The organism is Gordonia amicalis (genome assembly GCF_022059885.1).
Lineage (GTDB): Bacteria > Actinomycetota > Actinomycetes > Mycobacteriales > Mycobacteriaceae > Gordonia > Gordonia amicalis.
Genome location: NZ_CP091855.1, coordinates 813,695 through 832,436, shown reverse-complemented (window position 1 = coordinate 832,436; position 18,742 = coordinate 813,695). Strand labels below are relative to the sequence as shown.

Sequence of the window (18,742 nt, the reverse complement as noted above, 5' to 3'; positions counted from 1 at the left end):
TGCTCTCCGGTTCGTCGTGGGTGGCTAGTTCGTGCTGGTGAGAACCACGTTATGACCCATCGAGGACAACTTCGGTCCTCATTCCCACGCCTTCTGTGGCGGAGTCGGATGGCTATTTCGGTTGAGCGGATGGGGCCCGTACCCGACTATGAGCGCCATGACATCTCCGCTCGGCGCACTCACCCGCAAACCCGATCGCGCGACTGATCGTGCCGCCCTCGACGAACTCCTCGACGAGGCGAAAGTCGGGACGCTCAGTACCGTCGTCGACGGTCTGCCGTGGTCGGTGCCGATGCTGTTCGCCCGCGACGGCAATGCCATCCTGCTTCACGGATCGACCGGGGCGGGAGCCCTGCGTCATGTCGCGGCGGGAGCGCCCGTGACGTTCACGGTCTTCGCGATGGACGGCCTCGTCATCGCCGACACCCTCTTCGATCACTCCGCCAACTACCGTTCGGCAGTGGTGAGGGGCACGCTCGAACTGGTCGACGACGCGCGGTCGGCGCTGGAGGTGTTGTCTGACAAGCTCATTCCGGGTCGCGTTACCGAGGTGCGAGAGACCACGAGGAAAGAACTCGCGGCCACCGTGGTTCTGCGACTACCGATCGTCGACGGCCAGTGGATCGCCAAGGCCCGCGCCGGCGGACCGGGCATCGAGTCGTCGGACTGGACCGGCGTCGTACCGATGAGAACGGTCTACGACGAACCGATCACGTATTCGGGTGCGACGCCGCCGGATTCGGTGCTGGCTCTGACGGGACGGCTGACCGGGCCATGAGTGGGTTCCCATTCGACGTCATCGCGAGGTGGACCCGACGCTGGAACATCCACGAGTGGGAAGGCCGGTCCCCGGTTCCACGATCGTTGTCGAGCGCCGTCGCGGCGGTGGAGCGCGATCTGGGTTGCTGGGTCGACAAGAAGCCGTTACCCGACTTCAGCGGGTACGAATGGGACATTCTCGTCGTCGGCGAGTTCGGGTTGATACACGTCCAGCTACGTCGCTGGGATGAGTCGGGCTGGGGCGGGTACCTGAGGACCGAGAATCCCCTCGACCGGGATCTCCCCACCGCGCAGGCCACTGCTTTCCTGGCCGACGAACTGCAGGGCGATCTCACGGGGAATGTGTGGATCGATTGGCCTTCAGCAGGGTGGGACATCCTCCGCGCCACCGTCGTCGACGGCACCGCGGTCTGGGTGAGAACCCGCGATCCCCACCATCCGCTCGCACGGATCGGACACCTGTGCACCGATCGTCGTACTTCGTGGGGCCCGGCCGACGGGTCACCCGGGGGTGAATGACCCGTCGGCCGTGACGGTTCGCGACGGTGCGAACCGAACTCGAGGTGACCGGACCGGCCGGATTGCGGCAGCCGGCCACGGCACCTCGATTGTTACGCGGCCCAGCGAAAGGGGGGCACCCGCTGGGTCGCGCGTCATGGCCGCGTCGTCGTCTTCGATCGCCGACGAACGCGGTCGGCTCTATCCCTTGCGCAGCAGGAACCGCTGGATCTTGCCGCTGGGGGTCTTGGGGAGGGCGTCGACGAAGTGCACGGTGCGCGGGTACGCGTGGGCGGCGAACTCGCTCTTCACCAGCTGCTGCAGCTCCTTCTCGAGGGCTTCGGTGCCCTCGACGCCGGGGGCGAGCACGACGAACGCCTCGATGACCTCGCCGCGCAGTTCGTCGGGGCGTCCGACCACCGCGACGTCGATCACCGACGGGTGCGTGATGAGCACGCTCTCCACGTCGAACGGGCCGATGCGGTAACCGGCCATGATGATCACATCGTCGTCGCGCGCGCTGAAGAAGTAGCGGCCCTCGTCGTCGGCGCGTCCGGTGTCGCCGGTCAGGTACCAGCGGCGGTCCTCGGTGAAACGTGCGGCGGTCTTCTCTGGGGCGTCGAGGTATCCGCTGAACCACATGAGTGGGCTGGCGGGGACGTCAATGGCGATCTGGCCGTCGACGATGCCGGCCGCGAAGCCGGGCATCGGCTTGCCCATGGAACCGGGGACGAGCGCCTCGTGGACGTCGTCGTGCCAGTGGTTGTTGATGAACATGCCGTGCTCGGTCTGGCCGTAGTGGTCACGGACCTCGGTGCCGAGGGCTTGCTGGGCCCAGCCGATGACGTCGGGGGTCAGCGGTTCGCCGGCCGACGACGCGCGCCGCAGGGAGAAGCCGGTGATCCGCGGGTCCTTGCTCAGGGTGCGGTAGACGGTCGGTGCCGCGGCGAAGTTGGTGACGCCGAGGCCGCTGAGGATCTGCGCGGTGAGTTCCGGGCTGAAGCCGGCGTGGAGCAGCAGGTTGCGGTGTCCGGTGGCCAGCGGGCCGAGGATGCCGTAGTAGAGGCCATACGCCCAGCCCGGGTCGGCGGCATTCCAGAAGACGTCGCCGTCGCGGACGTCGAGGCCGAAGTGCATGTAGGCGACGAAGGAGGCGAGCGCCTTGACCGGGACCGGGACACCCTTCGGGGCGCCGGTGGTGCCGCTGGTGAACAGCAGGATCAGCGCGCCGTCGCCGCCGACGGCCACCGACTCGGCGATCGGCTCGTTCGAGGAGACCAGTTCCTCGAACTGCAGTGTTGAATTCGGCCCGCGCGCTTCGCTCCCGGCGCCGGGCCCGGCGACGATCGTCTGGATGCCCTCGACGCCGTCGAGCTTCGACGCCTGGCTCGGCTCGGTGATCACGACCTTCGCCTTGCCGGACGTCAGGCGCATCTCGATCGCGGGGGTCGCGAAGGCGGTGAACAGCGGGATGTAGACGGCACCCAGGCGGGCGATGGCCAGCAGCGAGACGACGAGCTCCTCGCGCTTGCCCATGAGGACGCCGACGGTGTCGCCGCGGCCGACGCCCAGGTCGGCCAGTGCCGACGCGAAGCGCTTGGACCGCTCGGCGAGGTCGCCGTAGGTCACGTCCGTGGTGACCGGCACCGGTGCGGAATCGGCGTCGGCGGAGGCCTCGACCTCGATCACGGTGAACGCCACCGCGTCGGGATCATGACCGTCGACGAGGAGTGCCGCCGCGTTCGCGTCGGGCGCCCCGTAGATTGCCAACCAGCGGTCGACCATGTCGGTGGGGGTCGTCGTGGCCTGTGTCATCGTGAACCTCGCTCTTGACTGAGTAAGCTGGGTCACAGTGTGACCGCCGTCCGTAGTCCCTGCCACCCTCCGAAGAGGGGGATAGAAGAGGTGAGATGCCCGAGCCGCTGAGCGGGATCGTCACCGACGCGTTGCGACGGGTGCGCAAAGCCAGTGGGGTGCCCCTGGCCTTCGCCGGCGTCGTCAACAATTCGACGAGTCTGCGTCTGCAGCATTTCGCCGGCAAGCATGTCGGTGCGCTGAGTGGGCTGTCCGTCGATGTCGGGCACGGATTGGGCGGCAAGGTGGTGGCGCTGAACCGCCCGATGGTGGTCGAGGACTACGTGCGGACCCCGCACATCACCCACCGCTACAACACCCTCATCGAACGCGAGGGCCTGCGCGCGATGATGGCCGCACCGATCATCGTCGATCGCACGCCGGTCGCGGTCATCTACGGCGCGCTGCACACCCCCGATCCGATCGGTGGGCGCATGCTCGACGTCCTGGCCGCGGAGGCCCGCGCCGTCGAACAGGAGATCGTGGTCTCCCGGACCCGGCTGGAGCAGGGTGCACAGAACGAGGACGAGCTGCGCGACCGCATGACCGCCGCGTACGCACGCCTGCGATCGCTGGCCGACACCGTCGACGACGCCCGCCTCTCCGAACAGCTCACCGCCATCACCGAGGTCCTGCTCGCCGAGGCCGCCGCCGACTCATCCGCGGTCGAGCTCACCGGACGCGAACAGGACGTGCTGTCGCTCGCGGCCCTCGGCTACTCGAATGCCCGCATCGCCGAGGCGCTCGGCCTGACCGTGCACACCGTGAAGAGCTATATGAAGGACGCGATGCGAAAGCTCGGCGCGTCGTCGAGGCTCGAAGCCGTGGTCGTCGCGCGACAGGCAGGCCTGCTGCCCTGACCGCCCGCGATCGGTGGAGATCGTGGGGTGTGACGCGCATGTCTGCCACCGGATCGGGGTATCCCACGGCTTCATGCGACTGTTTTCGGCGATCCTGCTGAGCCTCGGACTGACCTCGACCCTTCTCGTGGCGGCACCTGCCGACGCTGCGCCGACGACGGTCTGCGGATCGACGCTCACCGCTGCCGACCGTGCCCGCATCGTCGAGCTGAGCTCGTACGACGCCGGGTCGCGGGAGCTCCCGCTGGTCCAGCTTCGACGAAACGTCGAGCGGCTCTACGGAATCGTCGACATCCTCACCGAGAACGACGACCGTCGCGGATTGTTCGCGCTCGGGCTGGCGTCGGTCGAACGCGACGCGGTGATGCCGTTGCAGAACCGGCCGCAGGTCTTCCAGACCCCGGGCTGGGCACCGGTGATCAGCCTCGAACTCCTCAACCGCTTCCTCAACGCGGTGCGCGAGGAGTTCAGCGGGCGTCCGGTCCCTGCACAGTGGCGGCATTACTTCGACATGGCCGCCGACTGCCGCGTCCCGGGTCAACGAGTCGCGATGGCCGGCTACAACGCACACATCACCGTCGACCTGGCCTATGCGACCGCCGACTCCCGGGCGACGACGACCAACGCCCGTGACTTCTTCTTCATCGTCGACTCCATTGCTGCGCACGGTAATTCGATCGTGACGTCGACGAACCGCGAGTATGGGGTCGACCTCGGGCCGATCCTTCGCTTCTACGTGCTGGGGGAGGGGCTCGACCGGGTCGCCGGTGCCGGCCGCGCAACCGGTCCGATGCTGCGTGCAGCGGATGTCGGCTACAACGTGCTGACCTTCCGCAACGGGCTCGCGCTGCAGGACCGGAACATGGTCGCCGGGGCTCGCGGGGACGTCCGCGGACTGTGGAACACCGGCGAGACCGCGCTGACCGCCTTCCAGGACGCCGGGCTCATCCGCTGACCGATTCCGCTCGTTGAGCGATCGTGTCGTTTCTGTTCGTTGAGCCGGTAGCGAGTGCCAGCGAGCCACCGTGTCGTTTCTGTTCGTTGAGCCGGTAGCGAGCGCCAGCGAGCCGCCGCGTTGTTTCTGCTCGTTGAGCCGGTTGCGAGCCACTGCGTCGTTTCTGTTCGTTGAGCCGGTAGCGAGCGCCAGCGAGCCACCGCGTCGTTTCTGCTCGTTGAGCCGGTAGCGAGCGCCAGCGAGCCACCGCGTCGAAACGAGTATTCACGCAAGTGTTCGCGGCCCCGGAATAGATCCGGGACGGTCGCAGTTGAAGAGCTCGACGGTGACGGATTCATGCCCCGGGCCTCACCCCATCTGCCGCTTCGAGCGGCCACTCGCCGAGAGGCGCACTGACCGGCATCGTCCATCGACACGCCGAAGCCGCCGACCCTTCTGGGCCGGCGGCTTCGGTGCTGTTCGGGCTGCTCCTCGAGCTGCGGTCTCAGTGGTTGCGCAGTTTCTCGACCAGCTCGTCCTTCTTCAGATCGGAATACCCGCTGATGTCGAGCTCCTTCGCGCGCTTCTTGAGTTCGTCGACGGTCCAGTCCTCATAGGAGCCGGATTTGCCGCCGCTGTGGCCCACGTCCGACCGGGAACTGTTGGCCGCGGCATTGGCGATCCGCGCGGACTTCTCCTTCGAGTTTCCCTCGTCGCGCAGCTTCTCGTAGAGCTCGTCGTCCTTGACCGATGGTCCCGGGTCACGCTTCTTCTCAGCCATCGTCTGCCTCCTCGTGGTCGACACGAATGGTTCTCCCATGTGGCGTGCCCGACGACGGATACAACCAAACCTGGCGGCCCGACCAGTTTCCGTCGAGCGGTTCCGTCGTTGACCACTACTGGTGGACGGCGTTGACCATGAGTGGACGGTCGATACGCGTACCGATAAGGTTGTGGCGATGTGTCCGGTAGGGCGAATCACGTCGTCGCGACCGGGAGCACTAGCCGAGCACGAAACGCTGACAACGCAGTTGCGGAAGGAACCAACGCATGTCTCAGACAGTCAAGGGAGTCATCTCGCGCAGCAAGAAGGCGCCGACCGAGGTCGTCGACATCGTGATCCCGGACCCGGGTGCGCGCGATGTCGTCGTGTCGATCAAGGCCTGCGGCGTCTGCCACACCGACCTCGCCTACCGCGAAGGCGGCATCAACGACGAGTACCCCTTCCTGCTGGGTCACGAAGCCGCCGGTGTCGTCGAGTCGGTCGGCTCGGATGTCACCCATGTCGAGGTCGGCGACTTCGTCGTCCTGAACTGGCGTGCGGTCTGCGGTCAGTGTCGCGCGTGTAAGCGCGGCCGTCCGTGGTACTGCTTCGACACCTTCAACGCCAGCGTCCCGATGACACTGACCGACGGCACCGAGTTGACCCCGGCGCTGGGCATCGGCGCCTTCGCCGAGAAGACCCTCATCCACGAACTGCAGTGCACCAAGGTCAATCCCGACACCGACCCGGCCGTCGCCGGTCTCCTCGGCTGTGGTGTCATGGCCGGCATCGGCGCCGCGATGAACACCGGCAACGTGGGCCGCGGCGACTCGGTCGCCGTCATCGGTTGCGGCGGTGTCGGTGACGCCGCGATCGCCGGCGCCAAGCTGGCCGGTGCGACGACGATCATCGCGATCGACCGCGATCCGTCGAAGCTCGAGTGGGCCAAGGACCTCGGCGCGACCCACACCATCGACGGCAGCAAGGTCGACGACGTGGTCACCGCGGTCCAGGACCTCACCGACGGCAACGGCGCCGACGTCGTCATCGACGCGGTCGGCCGCCCGGAGACCTACAAGCAGGCGTTCTACGCGCGCGATCTCGCCGGCGTCGTCGTCCTGGTCGGTGTGCCGACGCCGGAGATGACCCTGGAGATGCCGCTGGTCGACTTCTTCTCGCGCGGTGGCGCACTGAAGTCGTCGTGGTACGGCGACTGCCTGCCCGAGCGCGACTTCCCGATGCTCATCGACCTCTACGAGCAGGGACGCCTGCCGCTCGACAAGTTCGTCACCGAGCGCATCGGCATCGACGACGTCGAGGCCGCGTTCTCGGCGATGGAGGCCGGCAAGGTCCTGCGCTCGGTGGTGGAACTCTGATGGCCGGGCTGCGTATCGACAAAGTCGTCACCTCGGGCACCTTCAGCCTCGACGGCGGCACGTGGGATGTCGACAACAACGTGTGGCTCGTCGGCAACGACGACGAGGTCATCATCATCGACGCCGCGCACTCGGCGGCCCCGATCCTCGAAGGTGTCGGCGACCGCACGGTGAAGGCGATCGTGCTGACCCACGGTCACAACGATCACGTCACCGTCGCGCCGGAGCTGTCGGAGGCCACGGGTGCGCCGATCCTCCTGCACCCCGGAGACGACATGCTCTGGAACGACACCCACCCCGGGGTGTCGCATCAGGATCTCGAGGACGGCCAGAAGATCAGCATCGCCGGTACCGAGCTGACGATCATCAACACACCCGGCCACTCGCCGGGTTCGTCGGTGATCCACCTGCCCGAGGCGGGCGTGCTCTTCTCCGGTGACACCCTGTTCCAGGGCGGACCGGGAGCGACCGGACGCTCGTACTCGAGCTTCCCGACGATCATCGCCTCGATCACGGAGAAGATCTTCACCCTCGACCCCGAGACCAAGGTCTACACCGGTCACGGCGACGGCACGACGATCGCCGCCGAGGCACCCCATCTCGAGGAATGGATCAAGCGCGGCAGCTGAGCCGCGAGGAATCGACCGGAGAGACCCGGCGCGGACCGCCCGTCAGGCTCCGCGCCGGGTTTTTTTCACGGGACGTCGCGAGGGGGTTGCTGCGGCTTCCTCGTCGGGTTCCCGCCGGGTAGGTGGTCGCCCAGCCGGTTGCCTCCCGGTTGGTTGCCGGCCGGTTGGTTGCCGCCTGGGCGGCTGTCACCCAGTCCGTGTTTGTGGCCGGGGGTGCCCAGGTGACGATCGTCGTCGCGGCGTTCCCCCTCGGCCCGGACGTCGGGATCGAGTTTGTCGGCGTGGGCGAGCGTGCTCTGTACTTCGTCCCGCTTCTCGGCGGCGTGGCCTTCGTGGGCGCGAGCCTGTTCATTGAGTCGTCGGGCCTCGGCGGCCTTGGCATCGGCCTCGGCCTGGACCTTGCGCGCGTGCGCCTGCGCCTCTTGCGCGGTGGCCTCCCGCCGGCGCAACTCCGACATGTCGCCGGCCGCGTTCTCACGGATGCGCTGGGCCTTCGTGCGCCGGAGTTCTCTGCGCTTCCGTAGGAAGAACAGCAGTGCGACTAGCAGGATGATCACGACGATCACGGCGATGATGATCCACAGGGCGGTGTCCACGGTGTCCTCCTCAGACGGAAAGCATGGTCGGCACCGGATACCCAGAAACCGGCGCCACGAACCGGGACAAGTGCGGTGGGAAGGCCGAGTCGGCGGGGTACGGTCTACGTCATGATCGCGCTCCATGCGCTGGTCCCGCCCGCGCTGCGCGGTTACCGGCTCGCATGGCTGCGTGCCGACGTCGTGGCCGGGGTGACCCTCGCGGCCGTCGCGATCCCAGAATGCATGGGGTACAGCTCGATTGCGCACGTGCCGGTGTCGGCTGGGTTGTACACCATCATCCTGCCGGCGGTCGCCTTTGCGTTGCTGGGGGCCTCGCGGCTTCTCGTCGTGGGCGCGGACTCCGCAACCGCGGCGCTGCTCGCGTCGGGTATCGCCGGTATCGGCGTCGTCGGAGTGGAACCCGATTCGCAGGAGTGGTTGGCCTGGGCATCGCTGATCGCCCTGGTCACGGGGGTGTTCCTGGCGCTTGCGCGGCTGCTGAGACTGGGATTTCTCGCCGACTTCCTCTCCACCGCGGTTCTGGTGGGATTCCTCGCCGGGACCGGCCTCACGGTCATCGTCGGGCAGGTTCCCGGAATGGTCGGCCTGCCGCGAGCCGAGGGCTGGGTGTGGGAGCGGTGCGCCGCGATCGTCGACCGTCTGGGCTCGATCGACTGGGCATCGACGGCGTTCGCGGCCGCGTCGCTGGGCGTGCTGCTGGTGGCGCGGCGGGTGGTCCCTCGATCACCCGCGGCATTCGTCCTGGTGGTGGCATCCATCGTGCTGGTCGCGATGTTCGGCTGGGACGACGATCTGCCGGTCGTCGGAAACCTGCGCGGCGACATGCCGCTTTTCGGTCTGCCCACCGGGTTGGGATGGGATGCCGTGCCCAAGGCGGCAACCGTCGCGTTCGGCTGCACGGTGGTGATCCTGGCCCAGAGCGCAGGCACGGCACGAGGACTCGCGCACAAGCACGGCGAGACCACCGACGTGAACCGCGACATGGTCGGCCTGGCGGCGGCCAACATCGTTGCGGGACTGAACTCTACGTTCGTGGTGAACGGAAGCCCCACCAAGACCCAGTTCCTCGAGGAGCAACGCGGCCGCACCCAGGTCGCGAACCTGACCATGGCCGCGACGGCACTGGCCGCCGTCGCCTTCCTCGGCCCGGCGCTGGCCCACCTGCCGCATGCCGTGCTCGCCGCGATCGTGTTCCTGGTCGCGATCGACCTCATCGACGTGCACTCGTTCCGCCGGATGTGGCGGATCCGCCGGATCGAGTTCGGGATCGCGGTGCTCACCGCGGTCGTCGTCGTGGTGTTCGGGGTGCAGAACGGGATTCTGGCCGCGATGGTGGTGTCGTTGCTGGAGATCATCCGCCGGCAATACCGACCGGAGAGGTTCGTCGTCGGGGTGTCCGATCACGGACGTGCGCGAGAGTATCGGCCCGCTCGGGGCGGCCAGCAGTCCATGCCGGGCCTCATCGTGTTCCATTACGACGCGGATCTGTTCTACGCGAACGTCAATCGATTCGCCGACGATGTGGTGGCGCTCGTCGAGTCCGCCCCCGATCCGGTGCGCTGGCTGGTCCTCGACTGCACGGTGATCTCGTATGTCGATTACTCGGTAACCGGTGTGCTCGACGACCTCGTCGCGTTCGTGCATTCGCGGGACGCCCATTTCGTTCTCGCCGGCGTCGATCCCGAACTGGAGGGCATGTTGCGGGCGCAGGGACTCCTCGAGGACTTCGACCCGGCGCACGTCTTCCCGACCGTCGGTGCCGCCGTCAGGGCGTTCGAGGCCGCCTATCCCGCAGGCGAGTCACGGGAGTCGCCTCCGGCGACGCCCGAGGAGCCCATCGACGGCGAGAAAGCCGAGGATGACACCGCCGAGACGGACAACGGGTGAGTGCCTCACCGGCCCACCACCCGCCGATGTGATGTGGTTCGCAGGCGTAACCTCGCACGAATGAGCGAGTCCGCGGTCCGCAACATCGACCACCCCGAACAGCCACCGGTACCCCGGAGCCGCATCGTCATCGCGTCGATGGTCGGTACGAGCATCGAGTTCTTCGACTTCTACATCTATGCCACCGCCGCGGTGCTGGTGTTCCCGGTGTTGTTCTTCCCGTCCGGTGACGAGACCGCGGCGTTGTTGTCGTCGTTCGCGACCTTCGGACTCGCCTTCGTCGCGCGGCCCATCGGCTCGGTCCTGTTCGGCCACTTCGGTGACCGGGTCGGCCGCAAGGCGACGCTGGTCGGGTCATTGCTCACGATGGGCATCGCGACCTTCGTCATCGGCCTGCTGCCCACCTACGACTCGGTAGGGTATCTGGCCCCGGCGCTGCTGGCGCTGATGCGCTTCTGCCAGGGCCTCGGTCTCGGCGGGGAATGGTCTGGTGCAGCGCTTCTCGCGACCGAGACCGCCGAGAAGGGCAAGCGGGCCTGGGCCGCCATGTGGCCGCAGCTGGGCGCGCCGATCGGGTTCCTCTTCGCCAACGGCACCTTCCTGCTGTTGATCTACGGCCTCGACTTCGACGCCAAGACCTCCGCCTCCGATCACGCGTTCATGACATGGGGATGGCGAATCCCGTTCCTCGCCAGCGCGATCATGGTCGCCGTCGGCCTGTACGTGCGCCTGAAGCTCACCGAGACACCGGTGTTCGCGAAGGCGGTGGAAGAGGGCAAGAAGGTCAAGGCGCCGCTCGCCGAGGTGGTGAAGTCCAACTGGCGGGAGCTCGTCGCGGGCACCTTCATCATGGTCGCGACGTACACGCTCTTCTACATCGTGACCACCTGGATCATCTCCTACGGCACCGGCAAGGTGACCGACGCGTCGGGTGTGAAGCTGTCGATCGGCTACGCCGACTTCCTCGAGCTGCAACTCATCGCCGTGCTGTTCTTCGCTGCGTGCGTGCCGATCTCGGGTCGTCTCGCCGACCTGTTCGGCCGTCGCGCCTTCCTCCTCGTGGTCACGGCGGCGATCATCGTGTTCGGACTCTGCTTCGAGCTGATCCTCGACCCGTCGTCGATGACCGACGGCACGATGCTGTTCTTCCTGGTCCTCGGCATGACCCTGATGGGTCTGACGTTCGGGCCGATGAGCGCGATCCTGCCGGAACTGTTCCCGACCAACGTCCGCTACACGGGTTCGGGGATCTCCTACAACGTGGCCTCGATCATCGGGGCCGCGGTCGCGCCGTTCATCGCGACGTGGATCGTTGCCGACTTCGGTGTGGGCTGGGTCGGTGTGTATCTCGCCGTCGCCGCCTGCACGACGCTGATCGCACTCTTCAGCGTCCGGGAGACCAAGACGGTGGACCTGACCGAGGTCTGAGGTCCCGGCACCGGCTGCCGCGAGGTGCCGGCCGTGTCCGACCCGCGGCGTACCGTCGGTGGCGTGAGATTGATCGACGTGGTTCAGACGTCCTCCGATGTCGCGCGCGACCGCTCACGCACCCGCAAGACCGAGGTGCTGGCCGGGTTGCTGGGCACCGCCACCGATGCCGAGCTCCCGATCGTGGTCGCCTGGCTGTCCGGCGAGATACCGCAGGGCAGGCTGGGTGTCGGCTGGCGATCACTGTCGAAGCTCGTGTCCGAACCGGCCGGGGAGCCGTCCCTCGAGGTCGCCGAGGTCGACGCCGCATTCGGCGAACTCGCTTCGGCGAGCGGACCGGGTTCGACGACCCGCCGCGCCGAGATCCTCAGCGCGATGTTCGGCGCCGCCACCGAACCGGAGCAGAAGTTCCTGGTCGCCTTGCTGACCGGCGAGTTGCGGCAGGGCGCGCTGGCCGGGGTCATGACCGACGCGATCGCGAAGGTCACCGGTGAACCGCTGACCGCGGTGCGTCGTGCGCACATGCTCACCGGATCGTTGCCGGAGACCGCGGCGCTCGCTCGCTTCGGCGCCGAGGCGCTGGCGGGAGTGGGACTCGAGGTCGGCCGCGCCGTCGAACCGATGCTCGCGACTCCCGCCGACAACCTCGACGCCGCCCTGGACCTTCTCGGCCCCGACCTCATCGTCGACTACAAACTCGACGGCGCGCGAATCCAGGTGCACCGCAAGGGCGCCGACGTCTCGGTGTACACCCGCACGCTCCGCGACGTCACCGACAACGTCCCCGACCTCGTCGAGGTCATCGCCGGACTGCCCTGCGACGCGGTCATCCTCGACGGCGAGACCCTCATGCTCAGCGACGACGGACGGCCGCGGTCGTTCCAGGACACGATGAGCCGGTTCGGTTCCGGGCCCACCGCGGCCGGCGAGCCCGAACGGCTGCTGAAGCCGTTCTTCTTCGACTGCCTGCACCTCGACGGCGTCGACCTCATCGACCGCCCGCTGTCCGAACGTCTCGCCGCGATCGACTCGATCGCCCCGCAGCTGCGGATCCCGGCGGTGACACGTCCGACCGCAGAGGAGGCCCAGCGCCACTTCGACGCCGCGATGGCCGACGGCCACGAGGGCGTGATGGTCAAGTCCCTCGACGGACTCTATGTGGCCGGCCGTCGCGGAAAGGCCTGGCAGAAGGTCAAACCCACGCACACCTTCGATCTCGTCGTGCTCGGTGCCGAGTGGGGTTCGGGCCGCCGGACCGGCTGGCTGTCGAATCTACATCTCGGCGCCCGTGACCCCGAGACCGGCGAACTCGTGATGGTGGGCAAGACGTTCAAGGGTCTCACCGACGAGATCCTCCGATGGCAGACCGAGGAGTTCCCGAAGCACGCCACGCATCGAGACGCTCACACCGTCTACCTGCGCCCGGAGATCGTCGTCGAGATCGAACTCGATGGTGCGCAACGCAGTTCGCGCTACCCCGGTGGTGTTGCACTCCGCTTCGCGCGCGTCGTGCGGTACCGGCCCGACAAAAACCCCGACCTCGCCGACAGCATCGACGCGATCCGGGCGCTGCTCAAGTAACGGTCAGCTCAACGACAGCTGGGCCACCGGAGCGCTGGTCGGTTGCGTCGAACCCCCGGGCGGTTCGACGGTGAACGCCAGGGCGTCGGCCGTGTTGATCCCGGACAGGACCGCGGTGGTGACCGGTTCGACGTCCGCGTCGGTCATGGTGCCGGCCGAACGTGTCCCGCCGGGACCCACGAGCCACATCTGGTACACCGTGCCCGGCTTCGGTGGCGGCACCGAATTCATCACCAGCACAGCGGTATCGGCGGACTGGGCCAGGTAGATGGTGGCGCTCCCGGTGGCGACCGGAGCGCTCGTGGACCGCAGGTCGCCGGCCGAGAACACCTGCTCGGCCGGTGAGGCGACGGGTGGGGTAGTAGCGGGTTCGTCCGAGTTCGACAGTCCGATGGCCCAACCGAGCGCGCCGACCGCGATCGCGGCCACGGCGGCGGCGGTGAGGTAGGTGAAGCGACGTGACCGGTCGGGGCGTCGGGCGTCGAGGTCCGCGGGCGGTTCGACGGGCACAGGTGGTGGCGCCGACTCCGGCGCCTCGACCCCGGGCTTCTCGACGATCTCGACGGACGGGCCGGGCACGCGGGCCGACGGTTCCTCGAGTCCCGCCTCGGCCCGCGCGGCAGCGAGTACCCGATCGCGCAGGGACGGTGGGGGCGGAGTCGCAGTGGCCGCGCTGATCGCGGCCATGGCCTCCCTGGTGGCCCGGACCTGCTTGGCGAACAGCTCGCGAAAGTCCCCGGGAGCGGAGGCAACCCGCGCCTCGATGTCGCGCAACTCATCGGAGGACAGTGCGTTCAGCCCGACGACCGGCGCCAACTCGAGCAATTCGGCTTCCTCGGGATCGAGATGATCAGTCATCACCTACCCCCTGCCCTCGGTCTCGTACCGCGTTCACCTTCTGCTGCTGTCCTTCCGCTGGGCGGCAGATGTCCGCCCGCAGCCGCGGACGCAGAGCCTCGACGCTCATAGTGGTCCGGGCGAGGCTCATGCCTCTTCTTCGGACTCGACGACCCACTCGGATGGGTCGGGCACCCTCACATGCGGGCGGGGACCCCGCCGGGCATCGGCTGGTCGGTGGGGACGATCTCGGCGCCCAGCGGGAGCAGCGAGATCGGCACCATCTTGAAGCTCGCGATGCCGAGCGGGATGCCGATGATGGTGATGCAGAGGGCGAGGCCGGTGGCGATATGGCCCAGGGCGAGCCACAGTCCGGCGACGATGATCCAGATGATGTTGCCGATCATCGAACCCGCGCCGGCGGTGGGTTTGCGGACGACGGTGCGGCCGAACGGCCAGAGTGCGTAGTTGGCCATCCGGAACGACGCGATGCCGAATGGGATGGTGATGATCAGGATGCAGCAGATGATTCCGGCGACGACGTAGCCAATCGCCATCCACAGGCCGCACAACAGCAGCCAGATGACGTTGAGGATGGTCTTCATCAGTCCATTGTGTACGCGTCGTGTACGCGTCGGCGCGCAGTGGGGTCAACAGCGTGACGGCGCCGGCCCGCGCCCTGACGGACGGGTCACATTACGATGGGACGTCATGGGAGCGCGGTCGGTTCGGACACGTGAAGCGGTGTGGGCGTTGGTCGCCACGCTGGTCCTCGTCATCCGCATCCTCGCGACGATCGCCCTGGTTGTGTTCGTGATCGGCTGGGCGGTCGCGGCCGTCCGCGGCTCCCTCGACAACGCCTTCCTCTGGCCGGCGATCGGCGCCGGTGCCGCGCTCCTGCTGAGCACCTATCTCTATGGCCATCTGCGGGTCCGGTATCCCCGCCACAACGGCTGGATTCCGTAGGTTCGCCCCTGCGGACCCGTGTGCGGCAGGATGCGTGCATGGGTCGACTCTGTCTGTGGTTGATGCTCGCGGGAAGTGTGATCGCGGTGCTGACGGCCGCATTGTTCGAAGGACTCTCGGGGCCGGGCTTCGGTGAGTTCTACGCGATCTCCTCACCTGCCGGAGGGCCCGTCACTGTCTCGGAACCCGGCCGATACCTCGTCGTCGCGGCCGTGGGCGCCGTGGTGGGGTTGCTGACCGGCGTGGTCCTCGGTATCGCCGGCGCGCGGATCGACGAACGACGCCGCCTGGGTGTCACCGCCGTTGCGGGCCTTGGAGGTTGTGCGGTGGGAGTTCTTCCGGCTTTGGCACCGGCGTACAACGCAGCCGACTTGCCCGGCGGGATGACGCCGATGGTGCTGTATGCGGTGAGTGGTGCCGTTGCCTACGGTCTGGCAGTGGCTGCGGTGTACTGGGTCCTGCGCGCGGGAGGTGATCCCGCAGCGCGAGCCACCGCCAGGACCACGGCTATCGTGCTGCCCGTCGGCGCGGTGGTCGCGACCTTGGCCGGTATGGGTAGCGCATGGCTTCTGGGGTTCTCCACCACCACCTCGACGTGGCTCGTGGTGGTGTCCGTGGTCCTGGTGTTCCTCACCGTCACGTTCGCGGCCGCGCGTGTGCTCGGGATTCGTTCGCACGAAACCGGGTGAGGCCGGATGCCGTCGGCTGACGTGCTGGTGGGGGCTTCGACGCGGTGCCTCGCTGCGCTCGGAACCGGCTCAGCCGGCGGGGGTGGATCGGTTCGGCCGGCGGGTCGCTGAGTCAGGCGCGCCTACCCAACCTGGCGAGCAGGGCGGTCTGGCGATCGGCGCCGGCGGGGACCTCGAGGCGTTCGCAGACCCCTTCGGAGTAGAGCGCTTCCCCGAAGCCGTCGGCGGCGGTCTCCATCTCGGTGAGCTGGTCGTCGGTGAAACGATGGTCGAGGCCGGCGGCCGTGGCGACATCCCACCGATGGGCGATGATGTCGAAACCGTAGAAGCGGATCATCGTTTCCCCGATGGTGGTCGGACCGAAATGGCCGTCGAAGGCACGGTCGGCGATGGCCGGATCGGCGAGGCGGGAGGCGACGGCGTCCCGATGAGCCTGCCAGGCCGCCGCGGGATCGTCGAACGGCGGGGTGGGACCGAGGTCGACGTCGTGTCCGGCGAAGAAGTCCCGCTGGCTGTCGACGACGTGCGCCACGACGTCGCGGACCGTCCACCCGTCACACGGCGAGGGGTTGGACCAGGCCTCGGCCGGCACGGTCGCGAGGACCTCGCCGAAGCCATGGGCGTAGGAGTTGTAGCGATTCAGCAGTGGTGAATTGTCAGTGGTGGTGGTCATGATGACAGTCAAGCGCCAGGACAGGGGACGGTGATTGATGAAACCCGACAACTCGGGATCGACGCGGCTCGACGACGTCGAACGCGCTCACCTCGTCGATCCTGCGGACGCGGGCCGCCGCCGCATCGGCCGGTGGGGTCCGAGTCCGGACCTCGACGAGATGATGCGGCGGTTCTGGGTGCCCGTCTGGTCGGTCCCGCCCGGGGCCGAGGCGCCGCAGCGCGTGCTGCAGTACCCGGTGTGCCTGCTCGTCATCAGCAAGACCTATGCCCGGTTCTACGGAGTGGTCACCGGCCTGTCGGAGACCGTGCTGACCGGCGACGGCTGGGCGGTCGGGGTGATGTTCACCCCCGGTGCCGGCGGATTGCTCGTCGGAGACGTCGCGCAGTGGACAGACCGGTTCGATGAACTGTCGGTGGTCTTCGGCGAGTCCGGCGACGGTCTGGCACGGTCGGTGCGTGCGGTGATGGAACGCGCGCCGGAGGACGAGGACACCCAGCGCGCCGCGACCGACGTCGTCGAGGACTGGTTGCGGGGATACCTCCCGATGGACGAGGACGGTCGTGTCGTCAACGCGATCGTCGACTGGGTGGAGAACGATTCGACGGTGGTCGCGGTCGCGCAGATCTGCGAGCGGTTCCACATGACCGAGCGGAGCCTGCAACGACTCACCCGGCGACGGCTCGGCCTCACCCCCAAGTGGTTGATCCAGCGTCGTCGCCTGCAGGAAGCGGCGGAACGTCTTCGCGAACCCGAGGAGACCCTCGCCGCGCTCGCCGCCGAGCTCTCCTACGCCGACGAGGCCCATTTCGTCCGCGACTTCAAAGCCGTCACCGGAATGACGCCGCGGGAGTTCTCCTCGCGGTTCGCCTGACCAGGCCGAGTAGTCTCTATACGCCGACACACCCCGATTGTTGCCGGGATCACACCTTGCCAGGCAGAATCGTCGACATATGGCGAGCGACGGAGGGCGCATGACTGACGCGGCTGCGGTGGCGACACGCATCCGCCGCGCGTATGAGGAGTTCCTCTCCGGCGTCACGCCGCCGTCGGATGCGGTCCGCTCCATCGTCCGTGATTCCTGGGCCCGTTCCCTGAGCCGTGGCATCGATCCCAGCGACGTCAACCCGGCCGACGGACTGCCGACGGGCGAATCGGTGCCGGTGATGACCGCCGACGAGTTCGCCGAATACCGGGCGGCACACCCGATCACCGCGGTCCGGCCACTGGTGCAGTCGCTGATGGTCGACGCGATCGCCGACACCGGCGTCGTCGTGGCCCTGACCGACCAGGTCGGACGGCTGCTGTGGGTCGAGGGTGACTCCGCGGCCCGCGACAAGGCCGGCGACATCAACTTCGTCGAGGGCTCCGTCTGGAGCGAAGAGGCCGTCGGGACCAACGCTCCCGGTCTCGCCCTGACCGTTGATCGGGGTGTGCAGATCGTCGGTCCCGAACACTTCGCCGGCCCGGTCCAGGAATGGAGTTGCGCCGCGGCTCCGGTACACGACCCGTTCACCGGGCACGTCATCGGTGTGATCGACGTGACCGGCGGACGCGAGGTCGCGGCACCGTTCGCGCTCGCCGCAGTGCGTTCGGTGGTCGCCGCCGTGGAGCGGGAACTGCAGTCGAGCGCCGTGGATCTCGCCGATCCGGCGACCTTCCACGCGGGACTCCCGCGGTCGAGCGCCGCCCACCTCGCGGTGCTCGGTGACGGCCCGCATCGCTGGCGTCGCACCGCCGACGGGGCGAGTGCGCGCACCGTGTCCCCACGTCATGCCGAGATTCTCGTTCTGCTGCAAGCCTTTCCCGAAGGTCTCAACACCGAGCAACTCGCGCTGAAGCTCGCCGAGGAGGGGCTCGACCCGGTGAGTGTGCGGGCCGAGATCTCCCGTCTGCGGCGCGATCTCGGTGCCGACGTCGTCGCGAGCCGCCCATACCGCCTCACCCTCGACATCTCCTCCGACATCTCCGACATCCGGGCGCGCATCGAAAGCGGGACCGACCTGCCGGCGGTGGTCGACGACCTCGGCCGCGGTGGATTGCTGGTCGAGTCGACGGCGCCCGGCATCGTCGAGATCTTCGAAGAACTGCGCGAGGATCTGCGGTCACGGCTGATCGCCGGCGGCGACGTCGCCGCGCTGCGCAAGTGGACCTCCTCCGTTCACGGTCGAGACGACCTCGTCGCCTGGCGCCGGCTCGAGCACCGACTCCCCGTCGGGCACCCCGACCGCGCCGTCGTCGGAGGTCGCATCAGGCTGCTCGACAAGCGCTACGGACTCTGACGACCGTCACGTTGCGCGCGTTGCAACCCTTGTGCAACCAGCCCGCACCTAGCGTGTGCAGCAGATCACATCGGATACCCGGGGTGTCCCATGTGACACGTTCCAG

Annotated in this window: 19 protein-coding genes; 13 read left to right on the top strand and 6 right to left on the bottom strand. The window is 67.9% G+C overall.

What is annotated here, in order from left to right:
- Nucleotides 1-157: 157 nt before the first annotated feature.
- Both IHQ52_RS03820 and IHQ52_RS03815 read left to right on the top strand, forming a co-directional pair.
- Nucleotides 158-778 (top strand): pyridoxamine 5'-phosphate oxidase family protein, encoded by a 621-nt coding sequence (locus IHQ52_RS03820; protein WP_024498934.1) that lies wholly within the window; start codon nucleotides 158-160, stop codon nucleotides 776-778.
- Nucleotides 775-1,299, top strand: a complete 525-nt coding sequence (locus IHQ52_RS03815; protein ID WP_024498935.1) for a hypothetical protein — start codon at nucleotides 775-777, stop codon at nucleotides 1,297-1,299. Before IHQ52_RS03820 ends, IHQ52_RS03815 begins: the two co-directional genes overlap by 4 nt.
- Before the next feature lie 180 nt (nucleotides 1,300-1,479).
- Here the strand turns inward: IHQ52_RS03815 and IHQ52_RS03810 are convergent, their stop codons facing one another.
- Nucleotides 1,480-3,093: an AMP-binding protein gene (locus tag IHQ52_RS03810; RefSeq protein ID WP_024498936.1), complete on the bottom strand. Its 1,614-nt coding sequence runs from the start codon at nucleotides 3,091-3,093 to the stop codon at nucleotides 1,480-1,482.
- 95 nt (nucleotides 3,094-3,188) lie between these two features.
- On the opposite strand from IHQ52_RS03810, the gene IHQ52_RS03805 reads away from it, so the two are divergent.
- Together IHQ52_RS03805 and IHQ52_RS03800 are read left to right on the top strand one after the other, a co-directional pair.
- Nucleotides 3,189-3,992 (top strand): LuxR C-terminal-related transcriptional regulator, encoded by an 804-nt coding sequence (locus tag IHQ52_RS03805; RefSeq protein ID WP_024498937.1) that lies wholly within the window; start codon nucleotides 3,189-3,191, stop codon nucleotides 3,990-3,992.
- 73 nt (nucleotides 3,993-4,065) lie between these two features.
- The gene (locus tag IHQ52_RS03800) at nucleotides 4,066-4,947 is read left to right on the top strand and encodes a DUF5995 family protein (protein ID WP_024498938.1); all 882 of its coding nucleotides are present in this window, start codon (nucleotides 4,066-4,068) and stop codon (nucleotides 4,945-4,947) included.
- A 484-nt stretch (nucleotides 4,948-5,431) separates the two neighbouring features.
- Here IHQ52_RS03800 and IHQ52_RS03795 read toward each other — a convergent pair whose 3' ends face one another.
- Nucleotides 5,432-5,707: a DUF7218 family protein gene (locus tag IHQ52_RS03795; protein ID WP_006438464.1), complete on the bottom strand. Its 276-nt coding sequence runs from the start codon at nucleotides 5,705-5,707 to the stop codon at nucleotides 5,432-5,434.
- 269 nt (nucleotides 5,708-5,976) lie between these two features.
- On the opposite strand from IHQ52_RS03795, the gene IHQ52_RS03790 reads away from it, so the two are divergent.
- Together IHQ52_RS03790 and IHQ52_RS03785 are read left to right on the top strand one after the other, a co-directional pair.
- Nucleotides 5,977-7,065, top strand: coding sequence for an S-(hydroxymethyl)mycothiol dehydrogenase (locus IHQ52_RS03790; protein ID WP_024498939.1), 1,089 nt, complete (start codon nucleotides 5,977-5,979; stop codon nucleotides 7,063-7,065).
- A complete protein-coding gene (locus IHQ52_RS03785) occupies nucleotides 7,065-7,694 on the top strand; it encodes an MBL fold metallo-hydrolase (RefSeq protein ID WP_024498940.1) in 630 nt (209 codons plus the stop codon). Before IHQ52_RS03790 ends, IHQ52_RS03785 begins: the two co-directional genes overlap by 1 nt.
- A 65-nt stretch (nucleotides 7,695-7,759) precedes the next feature.
- Here the strand turns inward: IHQ52_RS03785 and IHQ52_RS03780 are convergent, their stop codons facing one another.
- Nucleotides 7,760-8,290: a hypothetical protein gene (locus IHQ52_RS03780; protein WP_096272699.1), complete on the bottom strand. Its 531-nt coding sequence runs from the start codon at nucleotides 8,288-8,290 to the stop codon at nucleotides 7,760-7,762.
- A 111-nt stretch (nucleotides 8,291-8,401) separates the two neighbouring features.
- Here IHQ52_RS03780 and IHQ52_RS03775 point away from each other — a divergent pair, with 111 nt between their 5' ends.
- The 3 genes from IHQ52_RS03775 (at nucleotide 8,402) to IHQ52_RS03765 (ending at nucleotide 13,189) form a co-directional block, all read left to right on the top strand.
- A complete protein-coding gene (locus IHQ52_RS03775; protein WP_096272701.1) occupies nucleotides 8,402-10,180 on the top strand; it encodes a SulP family inorganic anion transporter in 1,779 nt (592 codons plus the stop codon).
- 60 nt (nucleotides 10,181-10,240) lie between these two features.
- Nucleotides 10,241-11,608 (top strand): MFS transporter, encoded by a 1,368-nt coding sequence (locus tag IHQ52_RS03770; protein WP_096272703.1) that lies wholly within the window; start codon nucleotides 10,241-10,243, stop codon nucleotides 11,606-11,608.
- 63 nt (nucleotides 11,609-11,671) lie between these two features.
- Entirely contained in the window at nucleotides 11,672-13,189 is a 1,518-nt protein-coding gene (locus IHQ52_RS03765; RefSeq protein ID WP_024498944.1) for an ATP-dependent DNA ligase, read from the top strand.
- Between the two features lie 3 nt (nucleotides 13,190-13,192).
- Here IHQ52_RS03765 and IHQ52_RS03760 read toward each other — a convergent pair whose 3' ends face one another.
- A complete protein-coding gene (locus tag IHQ52_RS03760; protein WP_024498945.1) occupies nucleotides 13,193-14,047 on the bottom strand; it encodes an anti-sigma factor in 855 nt (284 codons plus the stop codon).
- Nucleotides 14,048-14,223: 176 nt separating this feature from the next.
- The gene (locus tag IHQ52_RS03755; protein ID WP_024498946.1) at nucleotides 14,224-14,631 is read right to left on the bottom strand and encodes a YccF domain-containing protein; all 408 of its coding nucleotides are present in this window, start codon (nucleotides 14,629-14,631) and stop codon (nucleotides 14,224-14,226) included.
- Nucleotides 14,632-14,737: 106 nt separating this feature from the next.
- On the opposite strand from IHQ52_RS03755, the gene IHQ52_RS03750 reads away from it, so the two are divergent.
- Nucleotides 14,738-14,992 carry a hypothetical protein gene (locus IHQ52_RS03750; protein WP_024498947.1) on the top strand — a complete coding sequence of 85 codons (255 nt, stop codon included), beginning with the start codon at nucleotides 14,738-14,740 and terminating at the stop codon, nucleotides 14,990-14,992.
- Between the two features lie 38 nt (nucleotides 14,993-15,030).
- The gene (locus IHQ52_RS03745) at nucleotides 15,031-15,681 is read left to right on the top strand and encodes a hypothetical protein (RefSeq protein WP_035760483.1); all 651 of its coding nucleotides are present in this window, start codon (nucleotides 15,031-15,033) and stop codon (nucleotides 15,679-15,681) included.
- Nucleotides 15,682-15,793: 112 nt separating this feature from the next.
- Here the strand turns inward: IHQ52_RS03745 and IHQ52_RS03740 are convergent, their stop codons facing one another.
- Nucleotides 15,794-16,354, bottom strand: a complete 561-nt coding sequence (locus tag IHQ52_RS03740; protein WP_024498949.1) for a TIGR03086 family metal-binding protein — start codon at nucleotides 16,352-16,354, stop codon at nucleotides 15,794-15,796.
- 37 nt (nucleotides 16,355-16,391) lie between these two features.
- Here IHQ52_RS03740 and IHQ52_RS03735 point away from each other — a divergent pair, with 37 nt between their 5' ends.
- Nucleotides 16,392-17,228: a helix-turn-helix domain-containing protein gene (locus IHQ52_RS03735; protein ID WP_024498950.1), complete on the top strand. Its 837-nt coding sequence runs from the start codon at nucleotides 16,392-16,394 to the stop codon at nucleotides 17,226-17,228.
- 100 nt (nucleotides 17,229-17,328) lie between these two features.
- A complete protein-coding gene (locus tag IHQ52_RS03730) occupies nucleotides 17,329-18,636 on the top strand; it encodes a GAF domain-containing protein (protein ID WP_024498951.1) in 1,308 nt (435 codons plus the stop codon).
- The last annotated feature ends 106 nt before the right edge of the window (nucleotides 18,637-18,742 follow it).